The organism is Mesorhizobium sp. M0185 (assembly GCF_040322175.1).
Classification (GTDB): Bacteria; Pseudomonadota; Alphaproteobacteria; order Rhizobiales; family Rhizobiaceae; genus Mesorhizobium.
Window position 1 is genome coordinate 130,902 of record NZ_JAMYSY010000012.1, and the last position, 14,943, is coordinate 145,844.

At 61.5% G+C, this 14,943-nt stretch carries 18 protein-coding genes; 11 read left to right on the forward strand and 7 right to left on the reverse strand.

The window, feature by feature from the left end; all coding sequences use genetic code 11:
• Nucleotides 1–2 precede the first annotated feature (2 nt).
• Nucleotides 3–1,253: a tryptophan synthase subunit beta gene (trpB, locus tag NKJ20_RS12685; protein ID WP_352744360.1), complete on the reverse strand. Its 1,251-nt coding sequence runs from the start codon at nt 1,251–1,253 to the stop codon at nt 3–5.
• Nucleotides 1,254–1,286: 33 nt separating this feature from the next.
• Complete coding sequence (locus tag NKJ20_RS12690; protein WP_352744383.1) at nt 1,287–1,946, reverse strand: phosphoribosylanthranilate isomerase; 660 nt, start codon at nt 1,944–1,946, stop codon at nt 1,287–1,289.
• 167 nt (nt 1,947–2,113) lie between these two features.
• Between NKJ20_RS12690 and NKJ20_RS12695 the strand changes: the two genes are divergently transcribed.
• Nucleotides 2,114–2,332, forward strand: a complete 219-nt coding sequence (locus NKJ20_RS12695; protein WP_023718294.1) for a hypothetical protein — start codon at nt 2,114–2,116, stop codon at nt 2,330–2,332.
• 31 nt (nt 2,333–2,363) lie between these two features.
• Here NKJ20_RS12695 and NKJ20_RS12700 read toward each other — a convergent pair whose 3' ends face one another.
• The 4 genes from NKJ20_RS12700 to NKJ20_RS12715 all read right to left on the reverse strand — a co-directional run bounded on the left by NKJ20_RS12700 (nt 2,364) and on the right by NKJ20_RS12715 (nt 4,902).
• On the reverse strand, nt 2,364–2,831 hold the full coding sequence (locus tag NKJ20_RS12700; RefSeq protein ID WP_352744363.1) for a hypothetical protein: 468 nt from the start codon (nt 2,829–2,831) through the stop codon (nt 2,364–2,366).
• A gap of 3 nt (nt 2,832–2,834) precedes the next feature.
• Nucleotides 2,835–3,593 carry a M48 family metallopeptidase gene (locus NKJ20_RS12705; protein WP_352454795.1) on the reverse strand — a complete coding sequence of 253 codons (759 nt, stop codon included), beginning with the start codon at nt 3,591–3,593 and terminating at the stop codon, nt 2,835–2,837.
• Nucleotides 3,594–3,690: 97 nt separating this feature from the next.
• Nucleotides 3,691–4,179 (reverse strand): DUF2852 domain-containing protein, encoded by a 489-nt coding sequence (locus NKJ20_RS12710; protein ID WP_352451639.1) that lies wholly within the window; start codon nt 4,177–4,179, stop codon nt 3,691–3,693.
• Between the two features lie 258 nt (nt 4,180–4,437).
• On the reverse strand, nt 4,438–4,902 hold the full coding sequence (locus NKJ20_RS12715; protein ID WP_352744365.1) for an Lrp/AsnC ligand binding domain-containing protein: 465 nt from the start codon (nt 4,900–4,902) through the stop codon (nt 4,438–4,440).
• Nucleotides 4,903–5,072: 170 nt separating this feature from the next.
• On the opposite strand from NKJ20_RS12715, the gene NKJ20_RS12720 reads away from it, so the two are divergent.
• On the forward strand, nt 5,073–6,086 hold the full coding sequence (locus tag NKJ20_RS12720; RefSeq protein ID WP_352454793.1) for a 1-aminocyclopropane-1-carboxylate deaminase: 1,014 nt from the start codon (nt 5,073–5,075) through the stop codon (nt 6,084–6,086).
• 2 nt (nt 6,087–6,088) lie between these two features.
• Here the strand turns inward: NKJ20_RS12720 and NKJ20_RS12725 are convergent, their stop codons facing one another.
• Nucleotides 6,089–6,856 carry an alpha/beta hydrolase gene (locus tag NKJ20_RS12725; RefSeq protein WP_352454792.1) on the reverse strand — a complete coding sequence of 256 codons (768 nt, stop codon included), beginning with the start codon at nt 6,854–6,856 and terminating at the stop codon, nt 6,089–6,091.
• 215 nt (nt 6,857–7,071) lie between these two features.
• Between NKJ20_RS12725 and infC the strand changes: the two genes are divergently transcribed.
• From infC to NKJ20_RS12770, 9 genes are all read left to right on the forward strand, one after another.
• Entirely contained in the window at nt 7,072–7,608 is a 537-nt protein-coding gene (gene infC, locus NKJ20_RS12730; protein WP_023677573.1) for a translation initiation factor IF-3, read from the forward strand.
• 202 nt (nt 7,609–7,810) lie between these two features.
• On the forward strand, nt 7,811–8,452 hold the full coding sequence (locus tag NKJ20_RS12735; protein WP_023677574.1) for a methyltransferase family protein: 642 nt from the start codon (nt 7,811–7,813) through the stop codon (nt 8,450–8,452).
• Between the two features lie 191 nt (nt 8,453–8,643).
• Entirely contained in the window at nt 8,644–8,847 is a 204-nt protein-coding gene (rpmI, locus tag NKJ20_RS12740; RefSeq protein ID WP_006201248.1) for a 50S ribosomal protein L35, read from the forward strand.
• Between the two features lie 147 nt (nt 8,848–8,994).
• Complete coding sequence (gene rplT, locus NKJ20_RS12745) at nt 8,995–9,396, forward strand: 50S ribosomal protein L20 (protein ID WP_006201247.1); 402 nt, start codon at nt 8,995–8,997, stop codon at nt 9,394–9,396.
• A gap of 96 nt (nt 9,397–9,492) precedes the next feature.
• The gene (pheS, locus tag NKJ20_RS12750; RefSeq protein WP_352451635.1) at nt 9,493–10,578 is read left to right on the forward strand and encodes a phenylalanine--tRNA ligase subunit alpha; all 1,086 of its coding nucleotides are present in this window, start codon (nt 9,493–9,495) and stop codon (nt 10,576–10,578) included.
• Between the two features lie 106 nt (nt 10,579–10,684).
• On the forward strand, nt 10,685–13,093 hold the full coding sequence (gene pheT, locus NKJ20_RS12755; protein WP_352744370.1) for a phenylalanine--tRNA ligase subunit beta: 2,409 nt from the start codon (nt 10,685–10,687) through the stop codon (nt 13,091–13,093).
• Between the two features lie 12 nt (nt 13,094–13,105).
• Nucleotides 13,106–13,690 carry a prolyl hydroxylase family protein gene (locus NKJ20_RS12760; RefSeq protein WP_352744372.1) on the forward strand — a complete coding sequence of 195 codons (585 nt, stop codon included), beginning with the start codon at nt 13,106–13,108 and terminating at the stop codon, nt 13,688–13,690.
• A 28-nt stretch (nt 13,691–13,718) separates the two neighbouring features.
• The gene (locus tag NKJ20_RS12765) at nt 13,719–14,090 is read left to right on the forward strand and encodes a hypothetical protein (protein WP_352590815.1); all 372 of its coding nucleotides are present in this window, start codon (nt 13,719–13,721) and stop codon (nt 14,088–14,090) included.
• 108 nt (nt 14,091–14,198) lie between these two features.
• Nucleotides 14,199–14,801, forward strand: a complete 603-nt coding sequence (locus tag NKJ20_RS12770) for a nucleotidyltransferase family protein (protein WP_352451631.1) — start codon at nt 14,199–14,201, stop codon at nt 14,799–14,801.
• Nucleotides 14,802–14,943 lie beyond the last annotated feature (142 nt).

Below are 14,943 nucleotides of genomic sequence, written 5' to 3' on the forward strand. Positions count from 1 at the left end.
GATCAGATCTCCATGCCCAGCATATTGGCCACCGTATGCACGTCCTTGTCGCCGCGGCCCGACAGGTTGACGATGACGATCTGGTCCTTGTCCATATCAGGCACGATCTTCACCGCCTGTGCGATGGCATGGGCCGATTCCAGCGCCGGAATGATGCCCTCGACGCGTGTCGTCAGCTGGAACGCCTCCAGCGCCTCGTCGTCGAGGATCGGCACATAGTCGACGCGGCCGGAATCGCGCAGCCATGAGTGCTCCGGCCCAACGCCGGGATAGTCGAGGCCGGCCGAGATCGAGTGGCCGTCCATGATCTGGCCGTCGGCGTTCTGCAGGAGGTAGGTACGGTTGCCATGCAGCACGCCGGGCGCGCCGGCACTCATCGAGGCGCAATGCTCGATGCCGTCGAGCCCGCGGCCGCCGGCTTCGACGCCGATGATGCGGACCTGCCTGTCATCGAGGAAGGGATGGAACAGGCCGATAGCGTTGGAACCGCCGCCGACACAAGCGATGATGGTGTCCGGCAGCCGGCTTTCCTGCTCGAGGATCTGGGCGCGCGCCTCGGTGCCGATCACCGACTGGAAGTCGCGCACCAGCTCCGGATAGGGATGCGGGCCGGCGGCGGTGCCGATCAGGTAATAGGTATCCTCGACATTGGTCACCCAGTCGCGCAGGGCCTCGTTCATGGCATCCTTCAGCGTGCCGTGGCCGGCCGTCACCGGCCGCACCTCGGCGCCCAGAAGCTTCATGCGAAAGACGTTGGGGCTTTGCCGGGCGACATCGGTCGCGCCCATATAGACGATACAAGGAAGCCCGAAGCGCGCCGCCACCGTAGCGGAAGCGACGCCATGCTGGCCGGCGCCGGTCTCTGCGATGATCCGCGTCTTGCCCATGCGCTTGGCGAGCAGGATCTGGCCGAGGCAGTTGTTGATCTTGTGCGAGCCGGTGTGGTTCAGGTCCTCGCGCTTGAAATAGACCTTTGCGCCGCCGCCGAGGCCCTTCGCCGAGGACACCTCACGAAGATGCCTGGTCAGGCCTTCGGCGAAATAGAGCTTCGACGGCCGCCCGGCGTAATGCGTCGAGAGATCGGTCAGTTCGGCCTTGAAATCCGGGTCGTTCTTGACCTCGTTCCAGTGCCGCTCCAGCTCAAGGATCAGCGGCATCAGCGTTTCGGCAACGAAACGACCGCCAAAAATGCCAAACATGCCCTGCTCGTCGGGGCCGGTGCGGAAGGAATTCGGTATCGCCGGCTTGTCCATCGCCGATCTCCTGGTCTGTGGTTTGAAGCGCGGTCAGGCGGCGCGGTTGTCGCGTGCTGCCCCGACGGCCCGGAAAAACTGTTCGATCAGCGCCGGTTCCTTGATGCCCGGCGCGCTCTCCACGCCCGAGGAAACATCTATTCCGGGCGGGTTCGCCAGCCGAAGGGCGTCGCCGATATTGCCGGCATTGAGCCCTCCGGAAAGCATGTAATCGACGCCGGCGTCAAGGCCGGCCAGAACGCGCCAGTCGAAGGCAAGACCGTTGCCGCCCGGCAGCTCCGAACCTTTGGGCGGCTTGGCGTCGAACAGGAAACGGTCGGCAATGCCGATGAAGGCTTTGACCCGCTCGAGATCGGCAGCCTCGCTGACCGGCAGCGCCTTCATCACCGGCAGGCCGTAGCGCGCCGTCAGATCGGCCACCCGGTCGGGTGTTTCGGCGCCGTGAAGCTGCAGCATGTCGGGCTGCATTTTTTCGACGATCTCGTCCAGGAACGCATCGCCGGCGTCGACCGTCACCGCAACCGCCTTGGCCTTGCCGCGCGCCGCTTCGCGCAGGCGGCCGGCTTCCGCCGGCTCGACGTAGCGCGGGCTTTTGGCAAAGAAAATGAAGCCGACATGGCTGGCGCCGCCGGCCAATGCCGCGGCCAGTGCCTTGTCGGTCTTCAACCCGCATATCTTGATGTCGAGCGCCATGGCGCGGGATTGGCACGAAACGGCCAAAGAGTCGAGAAAAAGCATCCCGTTTGCCGCCAGCGCGGAACGCGCTACCTTGCTAATGTAAGAGCGCAACGCGCTACCTTGCTAATCTAAGAGCGCAACGCGCTACCTTGCTCAGGCACTAAGGCGGGAGAACAAAGATCATGCCGGAAAAGACCGTCGCGGAACTCAGGCAAAAGCTGGCGCAGGCCCACGAGGTCATTGCTCATTTGATGGACAAGGCAGCCTTCAATGGCGCCGAGGCGCACCGGGCGCTGGCTTATTTCAGCAACGATGGCTTCGAGAAGGATTTCTTGCCCTGGCCGCGCCATGTCGATGAGGGGTTGCGGCCGGAGGAGTTGAACGCGGCGAATGACGATTGAGCAATTGAGCCCTGATCAAAAGCGCACTCTGTCAATGGAGTGTTCCTCCTCTCAACGCGCGACTTAGGTTGTTCATGGCCTCCAACGGAAAGTCATGTTTGCGCCAGTTTTCCTTGTAACCTTCGAGGCCATGTGTGTTCAAAACCTCACGCGCGGCACTGAGAACTGCTTCTGCGAACTCTCGCAACCCGCATGTGGCTTCAAGTTTCACCTCGCCGAAGTCGTCTGGCTCGTCAGACCAAATTTCTGAAAATTCCAGTATCTGCACTCTGACAAAAGCGCCTTCCGGCACCAGTACGAAGCGATACTCACCGGGTTCATCACAGAAGCGTGCGACCGAATACCTGGTGCCTTTCAGCGCGTTCAGCGTAGCGCCAAGCAGCTCGTTGAGGGCATCGCCCAGATAAGACGCCGACACGGTCGCCTGAAGGTCCCCAACCGTGACATCGCACATCGCCCAGCCCGCTCCAATCAGCCAGTATTCGATCCGCGCAGGCATCAATCACTCGAACGCGATCGCCTGCAGCGCGCCGCCATTGCGCTTGAGCCAATCCTTGCAGCGCTCGGTATCCGGGCAAAGCTGCTCGCATAGTTTCCAGAATTTCGGGCCGTGGTTCATCTCCTTGAGATGCGCCACCTCATGCGCGACGAGGTAGTTTATCACCGGCCGCGGCGCCATCATGATGCGCCAGGAAAACGACAGATTGCCATCCGACGTGCACGATCCCCAGCGGCTCGACGTATCCTTGAAGCGGATCGCCTTGGCGCGCTTGCCGACCGCCGCACTGTGTTTGGTCACCAGCGCTTCGATCTCGCGCTTGGCTTCGCGCTTCAGGAAATCGGCGATGCGGCGCGGCAGATGCACGCGTTCGCCATGCACGATCATCAGCGGCCCGCGATCGTCGCGCGACAGCGTGACGGTTCCGCGTTTCGACGGTTCATGGACGATGCGATGCGGCACGCCGCGCACCGGTACCTTGATGCCGGGCCGCACTTGCGGCCGGTTGGGTACCTTGGCCAGCCTTTGCTCCAGCCAGTCCTGATGGCGGTCGAGGAATTTTTCCACCTCGCCGCGGCGCAGCCCCGGCGGCACGGTGATGCGCAGACCACGGCCGCCGGAATCGATGCGCAGCGTCAGGCGCCGCGCCCGGTCGTTCTCGACGATCTTGAGCGGCAGCGTGCGGCCGGCAACGCAATGCTCGCGCTCCACGACGGGCGTGGGCTTGGGTTTCGTCGGGGTGCGGAAGAAGCCGAAGGACATTCCGGGACGATACGTGATTCGAGGGAAACGACTAGAACAAAAAAGAAACGGCGCCGCTAACGCGACGCCGTTGGATTATCTATCTGGGCACGGGACCTTACTCGTCGAGCAGGCCTGGCGTGGAGTTGCCGCCGCGTTTGTTGTTCGTCGTCGAGCCAGTTGACCCACCCGTCGTGGGCGACGTCGACTTGTTGCGGTTGGCCATGAAGCGATCGAACTCTTCCTGGTCCTTGGCGCGGCGCAATTCGCGGGCATATTCATCGAACTCGCTCAGCATCTCGTCGAGCTTGCGGCGTTCCTCGGCAAGCCGCTCGAGTTCCTTTTCGCGCCAGTCGTCGAAAGCGACGTTGCCGGTGCGTGCGGAGCCATGGCCCCAGCGCGCGGCCCTGTCGGAACCGCGGCGGCAACCGGCGAAGATGCCGTCGGTGGCGCGGTTGACGTCGCGCTTGAAGCCCTCGAGCCGGTCGCCCCAGATGATGTAGGCGAGCATGGCTAAGCCGAGCGGCCAGAACACCATGAACCCGATCACCATCAACGCGATGGTCGCCGGCGTCCAGGCCGGACGGATCAATGCAGATGTGTTCATTTCTCCCAATCCTTCAGTTGGAGACAGCCAATTCCGGCTGCGTGGAATCGAAATGGGATGAAGAAAACGGCGATTCAAGACAGCAGCCGCCAAAACCGGACAAGCGGCTGAAATGATTATCGCTTTTTGAGCTTTTCGAGGAAAAGAGCAGCCAGACCCCGTAAGGGGGCAATGTCGCCGACGGTTCTGCAGTGAAAATCCAGCGCCGATCGCGTCTGCTGGCTGAGTGCAATGGTTTGACGCTTCGAAGCCGTCCGTTCAAAAATCCAGAGGCGCATTGTCGACGACCTCTTTCATCACGAAGAAGGTTCTCGTCTGGCGAACGCCAGGCAGTGCGATCAATTGGTCCCCGTGGATTCGGTTGAAATCCGCCATGTCACCAACCCTGATCTTCAGAAAATAGTCGAAGTCGCCTGCCACCAGATGGCAGTCGAGGATGAATTTCAGCTTGGCGACGGCCTTTTCGAATTCCACGAAACTCTCCGGGGTCGAACGGTCGAGTACGACGCCAACCATCACCAACGCGCCTCTGTCGACCTTCTGCGGGGTCACCATCGCCCTGACATGGCTGATGTAGCCTTCATCGAACAGGCGTTGCGTCCGGCGGTGGCACGTCGCCGGGCTAACAGCGACCGACTGCGCCAGCTCCGCATTGGTCAGTCGCCCATTGCCCTGGAGCAGGCGCAACATTTTCAGGTCGATCCGGTCGAGCGCTGCGCGCATGAAAGATTCTTCCGTTATTCGGATTAAGACTCGAATATATATGACATTTCAATGCCATGAAGCGATATTTTGGATATTCTGGGCTCGATCTTTGAGAGTACATTTCACGGCAGAGCTGATAGTGTTCATCGCACCACACCGCAATGAATGGAACAAGCGAGGGCACTCTCATGCTCGAGAAATTCGAACGTTATCCGCTCACATTCGGGCCGACCCATATCGAGAAACTGGAGCGGCTTGGTGGTCATCTCGGCGGGAAGGTCGATCTCTATGCTAAGCGGGAGGATTGCAATTCCGGCCTTGCCTTCGGTGGCAATAAACTGCGCAAGCTCGAATACATCGTCCCGGACGCGATCGCCTCAAACGCCGACACGCTGGTGTCGATCGGTGGCGTCCAATCCAACCATACGCGCATGGTGGCGGCCGTCGCGGCGAAGATCGGCATGAAATGCCGCCTCGTGCAGGAAAGCTGGGTGCCCCACGAGGACGCCGTCTACGATCGCGTCGGCAATATCCTTTTGAGCCGGATCATGGGCGCTGATGTCCAGATGGTCGATGAGGGTTTCGACATCGGGATTAGGGAAAGCTGGGAACAGGCAATCGCGGATGTGAAGGCCAAGGGTGGCAAACCCTATCCAATTCCGGCCGGGGCTTCGGTACACAAATATGGCGGCCTGGGCTATGTCGGCTTTGCCGAGGAGGTCCGCGCGCAGGAGAAGGAGCTCGGCTTCGCCTTCGACTACATCGTCGTTTGTACCGTCACCGGTTCGACTCACGCCGGCATGCTGGTCGGCTTCGCCAAGGACGGCCGCGAGCGCAAGGTGATCGGCATCGACGCATCCTGCACCCCGGCGCAGACCAAGGCGCAAGTGCTCAAGATCGCGCAGAGCACCGCGACGCTGGTCGAACTCGGCAAGGATCTCGATGAGAACGATGTCGTCCTGATCGAAGATTATGCCTATCCGGTCTACGGCGTCCCCTCGCAGGAGACGAAGGAAGCAATCCGTCTCTGCGCGCGTCTTGAAGGCATGATCACGGATCCGGTCTATGAGGGAAAATCCATGCAGGGCATGATCGATCTCGTGAGCAAGGGTTATTTTCCCAAGGGATCGAAAGTGCTCTACGCCCACCTTGGCGGCGCTCCGGCCATCAACGGATATGCTTATACGTTCCGCAACGGCTGAATCTATCCCGCCTGCCGCACCATCGCGTCCACCGCCCGCACCAGCATGTCGAGATCCTGCGGCCGCGACAGGCGGTGGTCGCCGTCCGGAATGAGCGACAGCGTGACGTCGTCGGCCGGCAGCAGGCTGACCAGCTTCAGCGCATGGCTCGACGGCACGTCGGGATCGGCCAGCCCTTGCAGGATGTGGACCGGACAGTGCGTGTCGATCGGCCCGGTCATCACCCGGTTGTTGCGGCCGTCCTCGATCAGTGCGCGCGTGTAGATGTACGGTTCGGCGGAATAGTCCGACGGCTCCTCGAAAAAGCCCTTTTTCCTGAGGTTGCGCTTCTGCGCCCCGGTCAGCACCGGCTCCACCAGTTCGAATGTGAAATCGGGCGCCGGGGCCAGCAGCACAAGGCCGGCGACGCTGTTCTCGCCCGCCTTGCGCAATTCCTGCACCATGCGCAGCGCGATCCACGCGCCCATCGACGAGCCGACCAGGATTTGCCTGCCCTGGGTGAAACGGCGGTAAACGGCCAGGCTCTCGCCCAGCCATTTCGAGATGGTGCCGTCGGCAAAGGCGCCACCCGATTCGCCGTGGCCGGAATAATCGTGGCGGAGAAAGGCGCGGCCTTCTTTGCGCGTCCATTCCGACAGTGTTTCGGCCTTGGTGCCCAGCATGTCCGATTTGTAGCCGCCAAGCCAGACGATACCGGGCTCGGCACCTGCCGCATGCCTGACGGCGATGCTCGTCCCGTCGACGTCCAGGAAGATCGGGGTGGTGCTCATGGTGTATTCCCTCACGCCGGTCTTTTGGCACAGCAAGGCATTCAACGAAAAGTGCTCCGCCACTTTCTTCGCTTGGTGCAGAGGAGCATTCCATCGGGCAGGTGATTTCCTGAGAATGCTGTGCTATTGACTCCGACCGCGCGCTCACCACATTGCGCGTTCGCAATTCTGAACTGAAGAACCCCTTAACGAAACGGCTCAAGGAGACCACGACCATTCGCAGACCTTTCAAAGCAGCGGCGCCCACCAAGGAAGGCCCGCGCTCCAACCGTGACATCCGGGTTCCCCGGGTCCAGCTAATCGACGCCGAAGGCCAGAACCGCGGCGATGTCTCCATCAACGACGCATTGCTGCTCGCCGAAGAGGCGGGGCTCGATCTGGTCGAGATATCGCCCAATGCAGTGCCGCCCGTCGTAAAAATCCTCGATCTCGGCAAGCTGAAATACGCCAACCAGAAGAAGGCGGCCGAGGCGCGCAAGAACCAGAAGGTCATCGAGATCAAGGAGATCAAGATGCGCCCGAACATCGACAGCCACGACTATGAGACCAAGATGAAGGCCGTCCGGCGCTTTTTCGAGGAAGGCGACAAGGTCAAGCTGACATTGCGCTTCCGCGGTCGCGAGATGGCGCATATGGAACTCGGCATGCAGCTTCTGAACAAGGTTCGCGAGGAAGTGGCGCCCATCGCCAAGGTCGAAGCCGAACCGAAGCTCGAAGGCCGCCAGATGATGATGGTGCTGGCGCCCCGCTAAAGCGCGTTGCGCTTTAGTTCTGTTTTGTGCATGTCGTTGTCGCAAAACCGCTGCGCACTTTTGGGCGACGTGCATAAAATCCGCCTGAATCATGTTGCAAGGCGTCCCGGCGATCGGCGGGGCGCCTGTTTTCTTGACCAGACGCTGCGATCGCCGGCGAGAGCAACGACGCTCTGGTTCCCTCGACGATCGGATTCCCGACATGGTCAATGACGTCAAGCATTCGGAAGCCAAATATGGGCTGGGCAGCTACCAGCACACGCGCAGGATGGTGCTTGCCGTCGTCGTCGTCGTCCTGTTCGCGATGCTTTTGTTCGGGCAGTCGGTTTTTCCGCCCGATACGCCTGTGCATGAAACAATCGAAATGGTTGGCGTCGTGCTGATCTTTCTCGGCATTGTCGGACGCTTGTGGTCGACGCTCTATATCGGCGGTCGCAAATCCTCCGAAGTGGTGACCGGCGGACCGTATTCGATTACGCGCAACCCACTCTATGTCTTCTCTACTTTAGCTGCCGCCGGTGTCGGCGCACAGATCGGCTCCATCACCGCCACGATCGGCTTTGGAGCGCTCTGCGCGGGTGCCTTTTACATCGTTATCCTGCGCGAGGAGAAATTCCTCAAGCAGGCTCTCGGCGCGCCATACCAGGCCTACCTGGCGAAAGTGCCGCGCTTCTTCCCGAAACTGTCGCTGTATCAGGAAGGCGACACCGGCAGCTTCAAGCCGCGCCTGCTGCGAACCACGCTGCTGGACGGGCTGGTGTTCCTCGTTGCCTTGCCGGCTTTCGAACTGATCGACGGCGCCCAGCAGTCCGGCATATTGCCGGTGCTGTTCCGTTTCCCCTGAGTACAGTGTTGCTGAGTACAGTGTTGCTGAGCACGGGGTGTTGCACGCGCTCCCGCTTTGACGTATAGGACCGCCGTTCCCAAAAAACCGCCCGGCAGGGCATGCCGTGGCGGTTTCATTTGCTTTTCGGGCTTTGGTCGGCCTGAAGCGAACAAAAAGCGCATTGGTGCGCATATAAACGGAGTAGCAAAATGCCCAAGATGAAGACCAAATCGGCCGCCAAGAAGCGGTTCAAGATCACAGGTACGGGTAAAGTTCTGTCGGCTGCGGCCGGCAAGCGTCACGGCATGATCAAGCGTTCCAACAAGTTCATTCGAAATGCCCGCGGCACGATGGTTCTGGCTGAACCGGATGGCAAGAAGGTCATCAAGAATTTTCTGCCGAACGGCCTCTAGGGCATGATGCCAAAAAGTTGCAGACTTTTTGGAAACATCATGCGCCAAAATAAGAGCATTCGGTCTGGACACGCATTTGTTTTACGCAATTCCGAACGGAAAACCGCCAGGCACTTTTCCTGGAATTGCTTTTAAGGAGATCATGACATGGCACGCGTAAAGAGAGGCGTCACCTCGCACGCCAAGCACAAGAAGGTCCTGAAAGCCGCCAAGGGTTTTTACGGCCGCCGCAAGAACACCATTCGCATCGCCAAGCAGGCGGTGGAAAAGTCGCTGCAGTACGCCTATCGCGACCGCAAGAATCGCAAGCGTTCGTTCCGCGCGCTGTGGATCCAGCGCATCAATGCGGCGACGCATGAGCATGGCCTGACCTATGGCCGTTTCATCGACGGTCTCAACAAGGCCGGGATCGAGATCGATCGCAAGATCCTGTCGGACATGGCCATCCACGAGCCGCAGGCCTTCGCCGCACTCGTGGCCAAGGCCAAGGTCGCGCTCGAATACCTGAAGAATACCACGCCGAATGCTTTTGAAAGCGCTGTCGCTTAAGACCAGCGCTTCCCAAGCTATTCGACACTTGATTTGGGAAACCCGCGCTGGCAGGGCTGGCGCGGGTTTTTCTTTGCTTCCAATCGGATATGGAACATGAGTGACATGGAAACTCTCGAAAATTCCCTGATGGCCGAGATCGCCTCGGCCGCCGACGAGCAGGCGATCGAGGCGGTGCGTGTCTCGGCCCTCGGCAAGAAGGGCTCGGTTTCCGAGATGCTGAAGACGCTCGGCTCGATGAGCGCCGAGGAGCGACAGGTCAAGGGCCCGGCAATCAACGGCCTCAAGAACCGCGTCACCGAGGCACTTTCGGCGCGCCGCGCCGAGCTGAAAGATGTGGCGATCACGGCACGGCTTGCCGCCGAGAAGGTCGACGTCAGCTTGCCGGTCAGGCAATCGCCGGCCGAGCGCGGCCGCATCCATCCGATCAGCCAGGTTATCGACGAGATCGCGGCGATTTTCGGCGATCTCGGCTTTGCCATCGCCGAAGGTCCGGACATCGAGACCGACTATTACAATTTCACCTCGCTGAACTTCCCGGAAGGCCACCCGGCGCGCGAGATGCACGACACGTTCTTCTTCCAGCCGGACGAGCAGGGGGAGCGCAAGCTTTTGCGCACCCACACCTCGCCGGTGCAGATCCGCACCATGGAGATGCAGAAGCCGCCGATCCGCATCGTCATTCCCGGCAAGACCTACCGGCAGGATTCCGATGCCACCCACTCGCCGATGTTCCATCAGGTCGAGGGGCTGGTGATCGACAAATCGGCCAACGTCGCCAACATGAAATGGGTGCTGGAGGAGTTCTGCAAGGCCTTCTTCGAAGTGCCGAGCGTCAAGATGCGCTTCCGGCCGTCCTTCTTCCCGTTCACCGAGCCCAGCCTCGAGGTCGACATCCAGTGCGACCGTTCGCGGCCCGGCGAGGTGCGCTTCGGCGAGGGCTCGGACTGGATGGAGATCCTCGGCTGCGGCATGGTCCACCCCAATGTGCTCCGTTACGGTGGCCTCGATCCCGACGAATACCAGGGCTTCGCCTGGGGCATGGGCATCGACCGCATCGCCATGTTGAAATACGGCATGCCGGATCTGCGCGCCTTCTTCGACGCCGATGTGCGCTGGCTGTCGCATTACGGTTTTAGGCCGCTTGACATGCCGACGCTGTTCGGGGGCTTGAGCGCGTGACGACCGGGCCGCAGCAAATCCGCGGGCAGCTCGCCTTCCTGCACATGTCCGACGCGCGGCCGCATAGCTTCAAGTGCAGCGTGCCCAGACCAGACGGAACACAGTCATGAAACTCACCCTCTCCTGGCTCAAGGATCATCTCGAGACCGACGCCTCGCTGGCGGAAATCGTCGAGCGTCTCACCTCGATCGGCCTCGAGGTCGAGCATGTCGACGACCGGGCGAGCCTGGCCCCCTTCGTCATCGCCAAGGTGCTGACGGCGGTCCAGCATCCCGACGCCGACCGGCTTCGCGTGCTGACCGTCGACACCGGCGACGGCAAGCCGCCGGTGCAGGTCGTGTGTGGAGCGCCGAACGCCCGCGCGGGCCTGATCGGCGCCTTTGCAGCACCGGGCACCTATATTCCCGGCATCGACGTGACGCTGACCGTCGGCAAGATCCGCGGCGTTGAAAGCCACGGCATGATGTGCTCCGAGCGCGAGCTCCAATTGTCCGAGGAGCATGACGGCATCATCGACCTTCCTGCCGATGCGCCGGTCGGTACCAGCTTCGCCGCCTATGCCCATCTCGACGACCCGCTGATCGAGATCAATCTGACGCCGAACCGGCCGGATGCGACCAGTGTCCATGGCATCGCCCGCGATCTGGCGGCGAGCGGGCTCGGCACGCTGAAGAGCGCGCCGATAGAGCCGATCCCCGGCAAGGGCGAGACGCCGGTCAAGGTGACGATCGAAGCGCCGGAGCTCTGTCCCGGCTTTGCGCTGCGCCTGGTGCGCGGCGTCAAGAACGGACCGTCGCCGAAATGGCTGCAGCAAAGGCTTCTCGCCATCGGCTTGAGGCCGATCAGCGCGCTCGTCGATATCACCAATTACGTCACCTTCGACCGCGGCCGGCCGCTGCATGTCTTCGACGCCGGGAAGGTCACCGGCAATCTCGCCGTGCGCCGGGCACGCGATGGCGAAAAGGTGCTGTCGCTCGACGGCCGCGAATACACGCTGACGCCGGAGATGTGCGTGATCGCCGACCAGGACGGCATCGAATCGATTGCCGGCATCATGGGCGGCGAGCATTCCGGCTGCGACGAGAACACCACCGACGTGCTGATCGAGTCGGCGCTTTGGGACCCGATCACCACCGCCCGCACCGGCCGCACACTCGGCATCATCACCGACGCGCGCTATCGGTTTGAGCGCGGCGTCGACCCGGAAATGATGGTTCCCGGCTTGGAGCTGGCAACGAAGCTGGTGCTCGATTTCTGCGGCGGTACGCCGGCGCAAACCGAAGTCGTCGGCTATGCCGGCCATCAGCCGAAGATCGTCTCGTTCCCATTGTCGGAAGTGAAGCGGCTGACCGGCATCGAAGTGCCGCGCTCGACAAGCCTCGACATTCTTGCCCGCCTCGGCTTCAGGCCGGAGGGCACGGGCGATGTCGTCAATGTGGCGGTCCCGTCCTGGCGGCCGGATGTCGACGGCAAGGCCGACCTGGTCGAGGAGGTCATGCGCATCCACGGCGTCGACAACATCGCGCCGCAGCCGCTCGGTTCGCACGATGCGGTCAACGCCAGGATCCTCACTGTGCTGCAGATCCGCACCCGCGCCGCCAAGCGGGCACTTGCCGTGCGCGGCATGATGGAGGCCGTCACCTGGTCGTTCATTCCGGCAAAACACGCCGAATTGTTCGGCGGCGGCCAGCAGGCGCTGAAGCTTGCCAACCCGATCGCCGCCGATATGTCGGACATGCGGCCGTCGCTGCTGCCGGGGCTGATTGCGGCAGCACAGCGCAATGCCGACAAGGGCATCGGCGATGTCGCGCTGTTCGAAGTGTCGGGCACTTATGAGGGCGATGGTGCCGACCAGCAGCGGCGCGTTGCCGCCGGCGTGCGGCGCGGCACCGCCAGGCTCGAGGGCTCCGGCCGCCATTGGGCCGGCAATGCCGGCGCCGTCGGCGTCTTCGATGCCAAGGCCGATGCGATCGCAGCACTCGAAGCCTGCGGCGCGCCGGTCGAGCGGCTGCAGATCGAGGCTGGCGGCCCGGCCTGGTATCATCCCGGCCGCTCCGGCACGATCAAGCTTGGGCCGAAGGTAATCCTTGGCACGTTTGGCGAGTTCCACCCGAAGACGCTGGAGGGGCTTGACGTCTCCGGCCCGCTTTGCGGCTTCGAAGTGTTCATCGATACCGTGCCCGAGCCGAAGGCCAAGCCGACGCGAACAAAGCTGAGGCTTGATCTGTCCGCCTTCCAGGCGGTCAAGCGCGATTTCGCCTTCGTCGTCGACAAGGCGGTCGAAGCCGGCACACTCGTTCGCGCCGCCCTTGCCGCCGACCGGAAGCTGATTTCCGGCGTCTCGGTGTTCGATGTTTTCGAGGGTGCAGCGCTCGGCGCGGCGAAAAAATCGATCGCCATTGAAGTGTCGATCCAGCCGGTCGAAAAGACGCTGACCGATGAGGATTTCGAGGCGCTGGCCAAGCGCATCGTCGATAATGTCGGCAAGCAGACCGGCGGCGTGCTGCGGACGTAAGGGGATGCTCTGATGGACCACAAGCTCTCCATCAACTGGCTGGCAACGCATATCGGGACTGTCGATGGGTTCCTGGACGACCAGGAATGCGCCGATCTGATCGCCGACAGCGAACGGCGTGGTTTTGAGGCAGCCAAGGTAAACAGCGCCGGCGGCGCGAGCGTGATGACGGAACTCCGCAACAACGACCGTGTCGTTTTTGATGACGAGGATCTTGCCGACCTGCTTTTTGCGCGGGCGCGCCCGATGCTCTATCGCGGCCTCGGCGACTGGCGGCTGACTGGGCTGAATGAGCGTTTCCGCTTCTATCGCTACGGGCCGGGCCAGAAGTTCGATTGGCACAATGACGGCTATTTCGAGCGCAATGCCTCGGAGCGCAGCCAGTTTACCTTCATGATCTATCTGTCGGATGGATTTGAAGGGGGCGGAACCTCGTTTCGCGGCGAGATGCCGGGTTATGCCGGCACCAGCCTGGTGGTGAAACCCAGGAAAGGCATGGCGCTGGCCTTCTATCATCCGATCGAACACCGCGGCGACGAGGTGCTGTCGGGGCGCAAGTACATCATCCGAACGGACGTGATGTACAAGCGCCAATGAAACGCTGTCCGTTCTGCCGCTGAGCTAAATGCACCTGACCCCGCTGGAAGTGTTTTTCGTCAAGGAGTTCTGCCGTTCCGCCGGCGTTTCTCCTGACATGATGCGTGCGCTGAAAGTCAAAGACCGCAGCCGCGATCCTGTGGGGTTCATGACCACAATCGTTGCCTCATCGGTTCCCCCGGAATTGCGCTTTGAGAGTCGAGTGTTCAGTTCGCTTCGGGTAGCGTGCGTTGGACCTGACCAGCTTCTTTGCGGCATGGTGCTGTTCTTCGATGAGATTGAAGGAAAGCTAGATGCGATCGAAGGCTTTGTGTATGGCGAAGAATGGCCGTCAATCGAGGAGCCAGTCTTCTGGTCCGAGACCGACCGAACAATGAGCCTTGGGCGGGAGGGAAACTAGCCTGCAGAAATGGGCGTCACGACGCCCTTTCCGATAATTGCACAACGGATGGCGCGCTGAGGATCTAGAGGGGTTGCCGGCAGATGGCGAATCGCCGTCCAAGGGACGATGGACCATTTGCGCTATTCAGGGCTGCCCTTCGAGGAACAGCGTGCAGTCTTTCTCGATATCGTCTCAGCCGATCCGCTGGTCGGTGAGACGCTGTCGCGGGTACGGGTGCTAGGCCTGCCGGACTGGCTGGTCGTCTCAGGCGCGCTTTACAACAGCGTCTGGAATCATCTGACCGGAAAGCCCTTGGGGTACGGCATCCGGGATGTCGACCTGTTCTATTTCGATGAGAGCGATCTGTCCTATGAAGCCGAGGACACGGTCATCCGCCGGGCGGCGAAGCAGTTCGAAGGACTGACGCTGCCGGTCGAAGTGCGCAACCAGGCGCGGGTGCATCTGTGGTTTGAGGCGCGCTTTGGCGGTTCCTATCCCAGACTGTCGTCGTCCGCCGAGGCGCTGTCCTATTTCGCTTCGAAAACCCATGCGGTCGGCGTTAGATTCGGCACCGATGGGCAACTCGCGCTCGTGGCGCCGTTCGGGCTCGACGACATCTTCTCGTTTCGCGTTACCCCGAACCGTGCACTGGATAATCGGCAGACGCACGAGATGAAGGGCGCGCGTGCCAGGGAGAACTGGCCGGAGATCAGTGTCGTGCCTTGGTAGGAAATGTCGGCGCGAGGCACCCCCTCTGCCCTGCCGGGCATCTCCCCCTCAAGGGGGTGTTTGGACCGGAGACATCGCGAACAGGTGTGCGAGGACATCGCGAACAGTGCTCCATGCTATCTCTCGACGAGGTTGAGGTCGA

What these genes read in the sequence shown, in the direction of transcription:
- NKJ20_RS12735 (WP_023677574.1), top strand. Translation starts at nt 7,811, where the DNA reads ATGGTCAATGACGTCAAGCATTCGGAAGCCAAATATGGGCTGGGCAGC.
- NKJ20_RS12695 (WP_023718294.1), top strand. Translation starts at nt 2,114, where the DNA reads ATGCCGGAAAAGACCGTCGCGGAACTCAGGCAAAAGCTGGCGCAGGCC.
- NKJ20_RS12760 (WP_352744372.1), top strand. Translation starts at nt 13,106, where the DNA reads ATGGACCACAAGCTCTCCATCAACTGGCTGGCAACGCATATCGGGACT.
- NKJ20_RS12700 (WP_352744363.1), bottom strand. Translation starts at nt 2,831, where the DNA reads ATGCCTGCGCGGATCGAATACTGGCTGATTGGAGCGGGCTGGGCGATG.
- pheS (WP_352451635.1), top strand. Translation starts at nt 9,493, where the DNA reads ATGAGTGACATGGAAACTCTCGAAAATTCCCTGATGGCCGAGATCGCC.
- pheT (WP_352744370.1), top strand. Translation starts at nt 10,685, where the DNA reads ATGAAACTCACCCTCTCCTGGCTCAAGGATCATCTCGAGACCGACGCC.
- NKJ20_RS12720 (WP_352454793.1), top strand. Translation starts at nt 5,073, where the DNA reads ATGCTCGAGAAATTCGAACGTTATCCGCTCACATTCGGGCCGACCCAT.
- rpmI (WP_006201248.1), top strand. Translation starts at nt 8,644, where the DNA reads ATGCCCAAGATGAAGACCAAATCGGCCGCCAAGAAGCGGTTCAAGATC.
- NKJ20_RS12690 (WP_352744383.1), bottom strand. Translation starts at nt 1,946, where the DNA reads ATGGCGCTCGACATCAAGATATGCGGGTTGAAGACCGACAAGGCACTG.
- NKJ20_RS12765 (WP_352590815.1), top strand. Translation starts at nt 13,719, where the DNA reads ATGCACCTGACCCCGCTGGAAGTGTTTTTCGTCAAGGAGTTCTGCCGT.
- NKJ20_RS12705 (WP_352454795.1), bottom strand. Translation starts at nt 3,593, where the DNA reads ATGTCCTTCGGCTTCTTCCGCACCCCGACGAAACCCAAGCCCACGCCC.
- NKJ20_RS12770 (WP_352451631.1), top strand. Translation starts at nt 14,199, where the DNA reads ATGGACCATTTGCGCTATTCAGGGCTGCCCTTCGAGGAACAGCGTGCA.
- NKJ20_RS12725 (WP_352454792.1), bottom strand. Translation starts at nt 6,856, where the DNA reads ATGAGCACCACCCCGATCTTCCTGGACGTCGACGGGACGAGCATCGCC.
- NKJ20_RS12715 (WP_352744365.1), bottom strand. Translation starts at nt 4,902, where the DNA reads ATGCGCGCAGCGCTCGACCGGATCGACCTGAAAATGTTGCGCCTGCTC.
- NKJ20_RS12710 (WP_352451639.1), bottom strand. Translation starts at nt 4,179, where the DNA reads ATGAACACATCTGCATTGATCCGTCCGGCCTGGACGCCGGCGACCATC.
- trpB (WP_352744360.1), bottom strand. Translation starts at nt 1,253, where the DNA reads ATGGACAAGCCGGCGATACCGAATTCCTTCCGCACCGGCCCCGACGAG.
- rplT (WP_006201247.1), top strand. Translation starts at nt 8,995, where the DNA reads ATGGCACGCGTAAAGAGAGGCGTCACCTCGCACGCCAAGCACAAGAAG.